Origin of the sequence: Numidum massiliense, from assembly GCF_001375555.1 — a bacterium.
In the GTDB taxonomy this organism is placed as follows: domain Bacteria; phylum Bacillota; class Bacilli; order Thermoactinomycetales; family Novibacillaceae; genus Numidum; species Numidum massiliense.
Genome location: NZ_CTDZ01000009.1, coordinates 3,278,879 through 3,291,835 on the forward strand (window position 1 = coordinate 3,278,879; position 12,957 = coordinate 3,291,835).

Consider the following 12,957-nt stretch of genomic DNA (forward strand, 5'->3'; position numbering starts at 1 on the left):
TTTTCTTGCATCTTTAGTATTAAAGTGATATCATATTAATAACAAAACGATAAAGGGGCGTACTTATGAGCAAGACAGTAGAAACGCGTGCGTGGCGGATGAACGGTTTTCACATGATCGGTGTTGTGTTACTGCTTTTAGCAGCTGGGATCTATTTGTTTGTGGACGGTATCGTACTGGCCCCGGAACCGGTCGTAGCGGCAGGCGTGACGGGAGGTGTGCTCGTCGCAGCAGCCCTCTTTTTGGCGCTCGGTTTTACGATGGTGCAGCCGAACGAATCGCGGGTACTCATTTTTTTCGGGAACTATAGCGGAACGGTTCGCGATGCAGGTTTTTACTGGGTGAACCCGTTAGCGATTAAAACGCGAGTCTCTCTTCGGGTGCGCAATTTTAACAGTGGGACGTTAAAAGTGAACGATGCACACGGCAACCCGATCGAGATCGGCTCGGTCGTCGTCTGGCGCGTCGTCGACACAGCGCGGGCGACGTTCGACGTGGACGATTACGAGGAATTTGTCGCCATTCAATCGGAGACGGCGATCCGCGCCTTGGCGAGCAGTTACCCGTACGACAGCCCCGACGATTCTGTCCCGTCACTGCGCGGCATTCCCGAAGAAATCGCAGAATCGATGAAGCGGCAAGTGCAAGAGCGGTTACAAGCGGTCGGGGTCGAAGTGCTCGAAGCGCGTCTCAACCACCTGTCTTATGCGAAGGAGATTGCGCAAGTAATGTTGCGCCGCCAGCAAGCTGACGCCGTCATCGCTGCCCGGGAAAAAATTGTTGAAGGTGCGGTCGGCATGGTCGAAATGGCCTTGCAGCGGTTCGAGGACCAGCAGCTAATCAAAATGGATGACGAGCGCAAAGCAGCAATGATTAATAACTTAATGGTATCGCTCGTCGCGGACGGGGATGCCCAGCCGGTGATCAACACTGGTTCGTTATACACATGAGTAGCAAAAAGCGCTTTCTACTGCGCATCGACCCCGAGCTGTACAACGCGTTAGAGAAGTGGGCTGCCGACGAGTTTCGCAGTGTGAACGCGCAAATCGAGTACTTGCTAAAAATGAATGCCCGCAAAGCGGGAAGATATAAAACGGACACACATAAGGGGGAAACGTCGGGTGAAGACGCCTGACGTTTCCTTCTTGGCATGACGGCGACACAAGTGATAAGATAACGGAGAATTGGCGAGACAGGAGGCAGGTGCGGTGACGAAAAAAGGGATACCAGTCGCCGTCGTCATGACAGTGGCACAGCAACTGCCTGGGGAGCAAGCGTTCCAGCGCGAGGGGCAGGAGCAGCAAGCTGTGCAAGAGCACCGTTACACGGGCACGGCGTGGATCGGTAGCAAGCAGTGGGTCGTCCGCTATGTCGAACAAGCTCAGGCGGATGATCGCGAGCGAGAGCGGTCAGAAGTGCACACGACGGTGAAAGTAAAAGCGGATGAACTACTCGTCATTCGCCGCGGCGCGGTGGCGATGCGTCAACTGTTTCGTCCGGGAGTAGAGACGAGTGGGTCATATGTGACCCCGTACGGGGCGATGCACATGGTGACAGCGACAGAGCACCTCGCGCAGAAGACGACGGCGCCTGAAGAGAGCGACTCTACGGCGAAGGGGAACTGGTACGTTGCGTGGCGCTATCGCTTGACTTTAAACGGTGCCGACGCCGGTACATTTGCGATGACGCTAACCGTGCAACCACAGCAGTAGGCGATGCTAAAATTGAGTGATTCGATCGTAACAATATGCATATGTGGAGTGAACAAGCGAGTGAACATTTTAGAACAACTACAAGAGACATTAAAAAAAGAAATTGCGAAGGCTGTCGTCGCTGCCGGATTGGCGACCGCGGACAACGTGCCAGCCGTCGTCTTAGAGACGCCGAAAGATAAGGCGCACGGCGACTTGGCGACAAACATGGCCATGCAGCTTACGCGCATCGCACGGCGCAATCCACGGGAAATAGCTAGCTTACTCGTGGCACATATCGATCAACAAGCGGCTAGTATCGAAAACATTGAAATTGCCGGGCCAGGATTTATTAATTTCTTCCTACAGAAATCGGTGTTAACTGAAGTTGTTTCCACCGTACTTACACAAGGCGACGCCTACGGGCAAAGTGCGCACGGGGGCGGGGAACGCGTTAACGTCGAATTTGTCAGTGCCAATCCGACGGGTCACTTACATTTAGGTCACGCGCGGGGCGCAGCCATCGGCGATTCATTATGCAATATATTGGAAGCTGCCGGTTACGACGTCGGTAGGGAGTACTACATTAACGATGCGGGTAACCAAATGGACATGCTCGCCCTGTCCGTCGAAGCGCGCTATTTACAGGCACTTGGTCGCGACAAAGAGCTTCCCGCCGACGGCTACCACGGGCAAGAAATTGTCGCGCTAGGCCAAGAAATAGCTTCAGAGTACGGCGATCGCTTCGTTAACGTCTCTGAAGAAGAGCGGCGTGACTTCTTCCGCGAGTACGGGTTAAAGCGGGAACTGGCGAAAATTAAGGCGGACTTGAAACGGTATGGCGTCGCGTTCGACAAATGGTTTTCCGAGACGTCGCTGTACACGTCGGGGGACGTGCAAGAGACGTTAGACGAATTGCGAGAACTCGGGCACTTGTACGAACAGGACGGGGCGACGTGGTTAAAGACGACGGCGTTCGGCGACGACAAAGACCGTGTACTCGTAAAGTCGGACGGGTCATACACGTATTTGACCCCGGACATCGCCTACCACCGCAACAAGTACGCCCGCGGCTTTACCCGTTTGATTAACATTTGGGGGGCAGACCACCACGGGTACATTCCGCGGATGAAAGCGGCGATGGAGGCGTTCGACTACCGTCCGGAGCAGTTGCAAGTGATCGTGACGCAAATGGTGCGACTGTACAAAGACGGCGCTGAGGTGAAGATGTCGAAGCGGACCGGCAAAGCGGTGACGCTGGAAGAATTGATGGACGAAGTTGGCGTCGACGCGGCGCGCTATTTCTTCGCGATGCGCAGCTCGGACACGCACCTCGACTTCGACATGGATCTGGCTGTGTCGAAGTCGACGGACAACCCGGTGTATTACGTGCAATATGCGCACGCCCGCATTCATAGCGTGCTCAGACAAGCGCGGGAGAAAGGGATCGATGTCACGCGCGACGAGCAAGTGCTGCCGCGCCTCGTCCACGAGCGGGAAAGTGAGCTATTAATGAAAATTGGCGACTTTCCGCAGGAGGTTGCAGTGGCTGCTGAGCAGCTCGCGCCGCACCGTGTCGTCAACTACTTGTTTGACTTGGCGACACTGCTACACAGTTATTACAACGCAGAGCGCGTGCTTTCCGACGATGCCGAACTTACCCGCGCGCGGCTTCACTTGCTGCAAGCAGTTGCCACCGTCATTAAGAACGGCTTGGCGCTCATCGGCGTGTCCGCGCCGGAACGGATGTAATTTAAACGCTATACGGATGGATGCCATACACCTGCATACGATAGATGTAACGTTCGATGTAGCGTTTGATGTAACGTCTTTATCGGAGGGGGCTAATCGCCCCCTTTCTCCCTCTTCGTTTACCACTTATTCCACTCGTGTTGGACATGCGAACCGAATCATTCAATCAATTTTTTGTTCTGCCAATCAACCTTTCAAACTTCATTGCTTCGCGCTGCCCATTCGTGTGCTAACATGCCGTACGAGTACATATCGTACGTTTTGCCGTCGCGCTGTAAAAATTCGCAGTAGGTGCCTTCCGCCGCGATAGCGAGATTGTGTATGAAAAACAAAACATAATTGTGTATAATGTAACTTGTAAGGGCTGTCAAGATTTCCGGCCTGATTTTTTTGGCAGAAATAAAAAAGTGAATGAATGGCCACTCATTTTATGGTACAATAGCTGATAAATGAATAGGCTTACAACAAAATGCACACGAGTACATCAGATAAGGAGTGGCTCGAATGAATGTGTGGCAAATTGTCAATTTACTCATCTTTTTAGCAGTAGCAACTTATGCCTTCTATTTGTTCGCTTACATCGTGTACAGCCGTTATATGTTTATCAGGCTGGGAGAAAAGGCGCCCTTCAAAAAGCAATTTGACGCGCGCATGCGGCAAGTGTGGGTGAACGTATTTGGGCAGAAGAAATTGTTAAAGGATAAAAAGAGCGGTTGGATGCACGTCATCATGTTTTACGGCTTTATCGTCATCCAATTTGGCGCCATCGACTTATTTATTAAAGGGTTGGCGCCCGGGAAGCATCTACCGGTTCCCGCCTACGGGGCGTTTACGTTTATCCAGGAAATCACGACGTTGCTCGTTCTACTAGCGACGTTGTACGCCGCTTACCGTCGCTTCGGCGAGAAGTTGCCTCGCCTGAAGCAGAACTGGAAGGCAGGGCTCGTCATTTGGTTCTTGACGTCGCTCATGTTGTCGATTCTCTTCTCGGCGGCGTTCGAAATGGTGTGGTACGGCGAACCGCTCGGTTGGGCGCATCCGGTGGTCTCCCTCTTAGCATATCCGCTCTTCGGTTTGTCGGAAACGGCGGCGATGGTCGGGTTTTACGTGTTTTGGTGGATTCACGCGCTCGTCGTGTTCTCCTTTTTAGTGTACGTACCGCAATCGAAGCACGCGCACTTAATTGCCGCGGTCGTCAACACGTTTTTCAAGCGACTCGACCCGCCGGGGAAACTGTCTAACGTCGACTTTGCCGATGAAAATGCGGAGTCCTTCGGGAAGAATAAAATTGAGCAGTTTGACCAAAACAACTTGCTAGATTTGTACGCCTGCGTCGAGTGCGGCCGCTGTACGGACGTATGTCCGGCTGCCGGAACAGGCAAAATGTTGTCGCCGATGGACTTAATCGTGAAAATGCGCGACCACCTGACGGAAAAAGGAGCGGCGGTTACGTCGCGCACACCGTGGATGCCAGCGTTCGCTTTTTCTGGAGCGAACGAAGCGATTTTACAGACGGCGGCGACCCAGTCGAATGAAGGGGTCGAAGGGGTGCACCCGGAATACGACTACCCAGTCGAACTGATCGGCGACGTCATTACCGAGCAAGAGCTGTGGGCGTGTACGACGTGCCGCAACTGTGAAGATGCGTGCCCAGTCAGCAACGAACACGTCGGAAAAATTATCGATATGCGCCGCTATTTAGTGTTGACGGAAGGGAAAATGAGCCCCGAGGCGAGCCGCACATTCCAAAACATCGAGCGGCAAAGCAACCCGTGGGGGATTAACCGCAAAGACCGCATTAAGTGGGTAGAGGAGCGGGAAGCGCTCACTGTGCCGACAGTGAAGCAAGTGGACGAGTTTGACTACTTGTTCTGGGTTGGCTCGATGGGTTCGTTTGACAACCGCTCGACGAAAGTGTCGGAAGCGTTCGTGCGCCTGATGCACGAAGCAGGTGTGAAGTTCGCCATTTTGGGCAACGAGGAGAAAAACTCCGGCGATGTGGCACGGCGGATGGGGAACGACTTCTTGTTCCAGGAGCTTGCTGCGGAAAACGTCGCGCTGTTTGAAAAATACGGTGTGAAAAAAATTGTCACCTGTGACCCGCACGCGTACAACACGTTCAAACACGAGTACGCCGACTTCGGCCTCGAGGGCGTAGAAGTGCTGCACCATACCGATTTACTAGCGGAATTGTTGCGCGAAGGGCGTTTGCAGCCACAGCACGAAGTGAAGGAGCGCATTACGTACCACGATTCGTGCTACTTGGGGCGGTACAACGACCAGTACGATGCGCCGCGCGACATTATTAAGCATATTCCTGGCACCGAGCTCGTCGAGATGGCGCGGAGCCGCGAGAACGGGATGTGTTGTGGCGCTGGCGGCGGCATGATGTGGATGGAAGAGACGGAAGGCGTCCGCGTGAACGTCGCGCGCACCGAGCAGGCGCTGGCGGTGAGCCCGAGCACGATTGCGAGTGCTTGTCCGTATTGCTTGACGATGATTAGTGATGGCACGAAAGCGAAAGAGGTTGAAGAGCGCGTGCAGACGAAAGATGTCGCCGAAATCTTGGCGGAGTCCGTATTCGGCCCCGACAGTGATGGTGGGGTGCCCGCAACCGAAATGGTGCAATAGTGGAATTACAGTATGATCATCGTTAATTCATGTAACTTTCGTAGTCAGTAGGCGGCACCGCTCGTCACTGTGGCGAGCGGATGCCGTCCTATGCTCTAATTTTTTATGAGGAGAGAGGGACGTCGATGCGACAGACAGTTATTGTCGAGGGCGCACGGACTCCGTTCGGTAAGTTGGGCGGAGGCCTGAGTGCTTTACCAGCGGTCGATTTAGGTGCGGCTGCGATGCGCGCGGCACTACAGCGGGCACGCGTGCCCCAAGAAGCAGTAGAACACGTCATGATGGGAATGGTATTGCAAGGCGGGGCGGGACAGATTCCGGCGCGGCAAGCGGCGCGGAAGGCGGGTCTCGCTTGGGATGTCGGAGCGGAGACGATCAATAAAGTGTGTGCTTCCGGTTTGCGGAGTGTCACGATGGCGGAGCAAATGATACGCTGTGGCGATGCGGACGTCGTCGTCGCCGGCGGGATGGAGAGCATGAGTGGGGCGCCTTACGCCTTGCCGGCGGCGCGTTTTGGGCAGCGGATGGGGCACGGCGAGATGCGTGACTTAATGATTCACGACGGTTTGTGGTGCGCCTTTGAAAATGTACACATGGCCGTGCACGGCAGCAACGTCGCCGCTGAGTACGGGATCGATCGTCAGCGGCAAGATGAGTGGGCGCTACGAAGTCACGAGTTAGCGCTCGCAGCCATTGCCGACGGGCGCATGGGTGAAGAAATTACTGAAGTGATTGTACCGGAGCGCAAAGGGGAGCGGCGCGTTGTGACCGACGAAGGCCCTCGTCCGGATACGTCACTTAAAAAGCTGTCTGCGCTATCCCCGATCTTTCTGGCAGACGGGACGGTGACAGCGGGCAACGCGCCAGGGGTTAACGACGGCGCCGGAACGTTCGTGTTAGCTTCGGCAGAAAAGGCAGCCGAGCTCGGCGTTAAGCCGCTGGCGGAAATTGTCGGCCACGCGTCAGTCGGTGCGGAGGCACCATATTTAGCGACTGTACCCGCGCTAGCGACACAAAAGCTCCTATACAAGACAGGATACAACGTTCAGGATATTGACTTGTTCGAAATTAACGAAGCATTTGCGGCGGTGACGTTGACAAGTATGCAAATGCTTGGCGTGGAGTCCGCTAAAGTGAACGTCAATGGCGGTGCGGTAGCGCTCGGCCATCCGATCGGAGCGAGCGGAGCGCGCATTTTGCTAACTCTCGTTTATGAGCTTAGGCGGCGCGGCGGCGGATTAGGCGTCGCTGCGATTTGTAGTGGCGCGGCGCAAGGGGATGCGATTCTCGTGCGCGTTGCAGGATAGGTCACTGGAAAAAGGAGGATGTTACGACAAATGGCAATCGAGACGATCATGGTCGTCGGTGCGGGGCAAATGGGCAACGGCATCGCCCAAGTAGCCGCTCAGAGTGGTTACAGTGTCATTTTAAACGATATAAGTACAGAAGTAGTCGAAGGTGGGCGTGAAGCGATTACCGCGCGGTTAGAACGCCTCGTCGCTAAAGAACGGCTCACGCGGGAAGAAAAGGCAGGCGTTCTCTCGCGTATACGCCTTTCGACTGAACTAGATAGTGCGCGGCAAGCTGATTTTGTCATTGAAGCAATCGTCGAACGACTGGATGTCAAGTGCGACGTGTTGCGCAAGCTCGATGACGCGGCTCCTTCACACGTCATTTTAGCAAGTAACACGTCATCGCTGCCGATTACGGAAATGGCGGCAGCGACCGGACGGCCGGACCGCGTCATCGGCATGCATTTTATGAACCCGGTACCGGTAATGAAATTAGTGGAAATTATTCGCGGCTTACAGACGTCTGACGCCGTGTATGAGACGGTTGAAGGACTGGCGCGGGAACTTGGTAAGACACCAGTCGAGGTGCAAGACTTTCCCGGGTTCGTCGCCAACCGGGTGTTAATGCCGATGATCAATGAGGCGATTTACACCGTATACGAAGGGGTGGCGGCGCCGGAGGCGGTCGACGAAGTGATGAAGCTCGGAATGAACCATCCGATGGGGCCCCTGCAACTGGCCGACTTTATCGGTCTCGACACGTGTTTGTACATTATGGAAACGCTGTACGAAGGCTTTGGCGACTCGAAGTACCGCCCCTGTCCGCTACTGCGTAAATACGTGCGCGCCGGCTGGTTGGGCAAAAAGAGCGGCCGCGGCTTTTACCAGTACGGTTAGGGGGGACGTTTGTGCATCTACAGTTTACGGAAGAGCAACAAATGATGCGGCGTACGATACGTGATTTTGCACAAGAAAAAATTGCGCCGCTCGTGCGAGAAATGGACGAGGGCGACGTCTTTCCGACCGCGCTCATTCGCGACATGGGCGCACACGGATTACTCGGCATTCCGATTGCCGAAAAGTGGGGTGGGGCTGGTAGTGACTTCGTGACGTACACGATGGTCATTGAAGAAATATCTCGCGTCAGCGCCACTGTCGGTGTGATCCTCGCCGTTCATACTTCCGTCGGCACGATGCCGATCGTCTCCTTCGGGAGCGAGGAACAAAAAGCGCGTTTCGTCCCGAAACTGGCCCGAGGGAACTATATCGGCGCGTTTGCGTTGACGGAGCCAAATGCTGGTTCTGACGTGAAACACATCAAGACGCGCGCTGTGCGCGACGGCGACTCTTACGTGTTGAACGGAACGAAGATGTTCATTACGAACGCTGGGGCAGCGGACACGTACGTGACGTTTGCCGTCGCTGAACGGGGTATTACCGCCTTCGTGGTCGAAAAGGACACCCCCGGGCTCATCGTCGGAAAGCAAGAAAAAAAGATGGGGCTCGGCGGCTCCAATACGCGTGCCCTTACATTTGAAAATATGTGCGTCCCCGTCGCCAACCGGCTCGGCGAAGAAGGGCAAGGGCTGAAGGTGGCACTTTCCAACTTGACCGGCGGGCGCATCGGCATTGGGGCGCAAGCGCTCGGGATTGCTACCGCCGCCCTCGAACAGGCGCGGTCGTACGTTCAAGAGCGACGGCAATTTGGCAAACCGCTCGCGGAACTGCCGACCATCCAGAGTAAGTTGGCTGATATGGCCACGGCAGTCGAAGCGGCTCGCCTTTTCGTTTACCGTGCGGCTTGGTTGCGCGCCGAAGGTCGCACGTGTGCAAAAGAAGCAGGAATGGCTAAAATGTTCGCTTCCGATACGGCGATGCGCGTGGCGACCGAGGCAGTGCAACTGTTCGGCGGGTACGGCTACACGCGCGACTATCCGGTGGAACGGTTGTTTCGCGATGCGAAGGTGACGCAAATATATGAAGGGACGAACGAAATTCAGCGCATCGTTATTAGCAAGTCGTTGCTAAAGGACTAGCGGTATAAAACAAAGACAACGAGGTGGAGAGGAATGGATTTTCACTTAAGCGAAGAACACGAGATGATGCGAAAAATGGTGCGTGAATTTGCCCTTGAGGAGGTGGCTCCGACCGCGGCGGAACGCGATGAGGCGGAACGGTTCGACCGTTCCATTTTTGACAAGTTGGGGCAACTCGGCTTGGCGGGCATTCCGTGGCCGGAAGAAGTCGGTGGCGGCGGCGCCGATTTTTTAAGTTACGTTATCGCCGTCGAGGAACTGTCGCGCGTCGATGCGTCGACCGGCGTGACGTTGTCGGCGCACATTTCGCTCGCTAGTTGGCCGCTATTTAAGTTCGGGACAGACGCGCAAAAGCAAAAGTATTTGCGACCCCTTGCCGAAGGAAAGAAACTCGGGGCGTATGCGTTGACCGAGCCGAGCTCCGGTTCAGACGCTGCAGCGATGAAGACGACGGCGGTGCGCGACGGCGACGACTACATCCTTGACGGCACGAAAATATTTACGACGAACGGGGAAGCAGCCGAAACGTACATCGTGTTCGCCGTAACCGACAAGGAGGAAAAACATCGCGGCATTACTGCTTTTATCGTCGAAAAAGGCACTCCTGGTTTTTCCTTTGGCAAGAAGGAGAAAAAGTTAGGGATTCGTTCCTCGCCGACACTGGAACTCGTTTTCGACAATTGCCGCATACCGGCCGCTAACCGGCTCGGAGAGGAAGGGCAAGGGTTTAAAATCGCAATGATGACCCTCGACGGCGGGCGAAACGGCATCGCTGCACAAGCCGTCGGCATTGCCCAAGGGGCGTTAGATGAGGCGACTGCGTATGCGAAAGATCGGCTACAGTTTGGGCGGCCGCTCGCCAGTTTGCAAGCGATTCAGTTTAAACTGGCCGACATGGCGACGAAGGTTGAAGCGTCCCGGCTTTTGACATACCAAGCCGCCTGGTTAGAAAGTGTCGGGGCACCGTACGGTAAAGAGTCGGCGATGGCCAAGTTATTCGCCGGCGATAGCGCGATGGAAGTGACGACGGAAGCAGTACAAATATTTGGCGGGTACGGTTATTCGCGCGAGTACCCGGTCGAGCGGATGATGCGCGATGCAAAAATTACGCAAATATACGAAGGGACGAACGAAATACAGCGCCTCGTCATAGCTAAACACGTCTTAAAATAAGAGTATAAATATGTAAAAAAAAACTGTTTGACATCGACCTCCTTTTGGTTACAATAGTGATGTTGCCAATCAAGGTGAAGGATCACGGACAGAAGGGAAGTGTCACCATGACCGGAGAAGCTGCCTTGGAACTTTCGCCGGAAGAAGCGCGAGAAACGCCGATGATCGACCTCGTGTATGAGTTTTTGCACAATACAGGCGATCCCCTTAATTTTGCGGATTTGGTGAAGCGCGTTGCCGAAATAAAAGGATTGAGTGAAGGGGAAATGCGAGGCTACATGCCACAACTGTACACGGAGATTAACATCGACGGGCGTTTCATTTGTGTCGGCCGCAGTTTGTGGGGACTGAAAACATGGTACACTGTCGAACAGGGTAGTGATGCAGCAGTCGCGCAAAACGTGAAAGACGATGATGACGACTATTTCCTCGACGAAGAGAAAGCGGTCGATGGGGATAAACAGGTAGCCGAGGACGAAGAAGAGGAGATCGCTGAGGACGACGACCTGTTCGAGGAGAAAGATCTTGACGACGCCGAACTAGACGACGAGTCGTTTTAACGCGCTTGACAATGTGTGCTGCCAAGAGTAAACTTATCGTTGGGCGCTAAATACGCCATTGAGAAATCGGAAGCTACGCACACAAGCGTGCCCCCTTATTTTAAGGGTGGCACGTTTTTTTTGTATTATTTTTTCCCCTTCCCGTTCAGGCTATGGATAGCGAAAGGAGATTATACAATATGGCTAAGTACATTTTTATTACCGGAGGAGTTGTTTCTTCCTTAGGGAAAGGCATTACCGCCGCCTCTCTCGGACGCCTATTGAAAAACCGCGGTCTCAAAGTGACGATGCAAAAATTTGACCCTTATTTAAACGTCGATCCCGGCACGATGAGTCCTTACCAGCACGGGGAAGTGTACGTGACTGAAGACGGAGCAGAGACGGATTTAGATCTCGGCCACTACGAGCGGTTTATCGATAGCAATTTGAACTGCAATTCCAACGTGACGACAGGTAAAGTTTATTCGTCCGTCATTTCTAAAGAACGGCGCGGCGACTATATGGGTGCGACGGTGCAAGTTATTCCCCACATTACGAATGAAATCAAAGAGCGCGTGTATCGGGCGGGCAAAGTGGGGGACAGTGATGTCGTCATAACGGAAATTGGCGGTACGGTCGGGGACATCGAAAGTTTGCCGTTCCTCGAGGCGATCCGGCAAATTAAAAGTGAAGTAGGGCGGGACAATGTCATATACATTCACTGTACCCTCATTCCATATTTAGGCGCGGCTGCCGAATTAAAGACGAAGCCGACTCAACATAGTGTCAAAGAGTTACGCAGCATCGGGATTCAGCCGCAAGTGATTGTCTGCCGTTCCCAGCAGCCGCTCACGCAAGAAATGAAAAATAAGATCGCCCTGTTTTGCGACATTGACCGCGATGCCGTCATCGAAAACCTCGACGTGGACAACCCGTACGAAGTGCCGGTGATGCTGCAAGAGCAAAAGTTTGACGACATCGTCATCCGCCACCTCAACTTGCCTGCCGGCGAACCGCAAATGGAGGGATGGCACCGCCTGATTGAGCGGGTGAACAATTTGTCAAAAACGGTGACGATCGCGGTGATCGGCAAGTACGTCGCCTTGCGCGATGCGTATTTAAGTGTGCTCGAAGCGTTAAACCACGCTGGTTTTACGCACGATACAGAGGTGGACATCCGCTGGATCCAAGCAGATGAAATCGACAGCGACAACGTCGCGGCGCGACTCGCAGGCGTCGCCGGAATTTTAGTGCCTGGAGGGTTCGGCGACCGTGGCATTGAAGGAAAGATTGCCGCCATCCGCCATGCGCGCGAGAAACAAATTCCGTTTTTCGGTATTTGTTTAGGGATGCAGATGGCTTGTGTCGAATTTGCGCGTCACGAGCTTGGCCTCGTTGGAGCAAACAGCTCAGAAATGGACACTGCGACGCAGCATCCGGTGATCCATTTATTGCCTGAGCAACGCGAGGTCGAAATTCCGGGCGGGACGATGCGCCTCGGTGCGTACGATTGTCAGCTCAAGCCGGGAAGTTTGGCGCATGCCGCGTACGGGCAGGAAGTGATCAAAGAACGCCACCGCCATCGCTACGAATTTAATAACGCCTTCCGGGAGCAGCTGGAACAGGCGGGGATGCGCGTCACGGGTACGTCTACCGACGGAAATTTAGTGGAAATTGTCGAGCTTGCCGGCCACCCTTGGTTTGTCGGATGCCAGTTTCACCCAGAGTTTACGTCACGTCCCAACCGACCGCATCCGTTGTTTGAAGGATTTGTCGATGCTGCATTAGCGTACAAAAATAATCTATAAGCATTTTTTTACGAAGCTTTACCCATAATGAATAA

Annotated in this window: 11 protein-coding genes; all 11 read left to right on the forward strand. The window is 54.1% G+C overall.

Features of this window, described 5'->3' with window-relative positions:
- Positions 1-65 precede the first annotated feature (65 nt).
- The 11 genes from BN1247_RS15395 (at position 66) to BN1247_RS15445 (ending at position 12,922) form a co-directional block, all read left to right on the forward strand.
- On the forward strand, positions 66-950 hold the full coding sequence (locus BN1247_RS15395) for an SPFH domain-containing protein (RefSeq protein WP_054951155.1): 885 nt from the start codon (positions 66-68) through the stop codon (positions 948-950).
- Positions 947-1,135, forward strand: coding sequence for a type II toxin-antitoxin system antitoxin (locus tag BN1247_RS15400; protein ID WP_054951156.1), 189 nt, complete (start codon positions 947-949; stop codon positions 1,133-1,135). Before BN1247_RS15395 ends, BN1247_RS15400 begins: the two co-directional genes overlap by 4 nt.
- A gap of 73 nt (positions 1,136-1,208) precedes the next feature.
- Positions 1,209-1,712, forward strand: coding sequence for a YwiB family protein (locus tag BN1247_RS15405; protein WP_054951157.1), 504 nt, complete (start codon positions 1,209-1,211; stop codon positions 1,710-1,712).
- 60 nt (positions 1,713-1,772) lie between these two features.
- Positions 1,773-3,443: an arginine--tRNA ligase gene (gene argS, locus BN1247_RS15410; protein ID WP_054951158.1), complete on the forward strand. Its 1,671-nt coding sequence runs from the start codon at positions 1,773-1,775 to the stop codon at positions 3,441-3,443.
- A 504-nt stretch (positions 3,444-3,947) separates the two neighbouring features.
- Positions 3,948-6,074 carry a (Fe-S)-binding protein gene (locus BN1247_RS15415; protein WP_054951159.1) on the forward strand — a complete coding sequence of 709 codons (2,127 nt, stop codon included), beginning with the start codon at positions 3,948-3,950 and terminating at the stop codon, positions 6,072-6,074.
- 125 nt (positions 6,075-6,199) lie between these two features.
- Entirely contained in the window at positions 6,200-7,381 is a 1,182-nt protein-coding gene (locus tag BN1247_RS15420; protein WP_054951160.1) for an acetyl-CoA C-acetyltransferase, read from the forward strand.
- Positions 7,382-7,411: 30 nt separating this feature from the next.
- Positions 7,412-8,263: a 3-hydroxybutyryl-CoA dehydrogenase gene (locus tag BN1247_RS15425; protein ID WP_054951161.1), complete on the forward strand. Its 852-nt coding sequence runs from the start codon at positions 7,412-7,414 to the stop codon at positions 8,261-8,263.
- A gap of 11 nt (positions 8,264-8,274) precedes the next feature.
- Positions 8,275-9,402, forward strand: coding sequence for an acyl-CoA dehydrogenase (locus tag BN1247_RS15430; RefSeq protein ID WP_147675263.1), 1,128 nt, complete (start codon positions 8,275-8,277; stop codon positions 9,400-9,402).
- Positions 9,403-9,435: 33 nt separating this feature from the next.
- On the forward strand, positions 9,436-10,575 hold the full coding sequence (locus tag BN1247_RS15435; RefSeq protein WP_054951162.1) for an acyl-CoA dehydrogenase: 1,140 nt from the start codon (positions 9,436-9,438) through the stop codon (positions 10,573-10,575).
- Positions 10,576-10,649: 74 nt separating this feature from the next.
- Positions 10,650-11,135, forward strand: coding sequence for a DNA-directed RNA polymerase subunit delta (gene rpoE / locus BN1247_RS15440; protein WP_187119807.1), 486 nt, complete (start codon positions 10,650-10,652; stop codon positions 11,133-11,135).
- A gap of 179 nt (positions 11,136-11,314) precedes the next feature.
- A complete protein-coding gene (locus BN1247_RS15445) occupies positions 11,315-12,922 on the forward strand; it encodes a CTP synthase (protein ID WP_054951164.1) in 1,608 nt (535 codons plus the stop codon).
- Positions 12,923-12,957 lie beyond the last annotated feature (35 nt).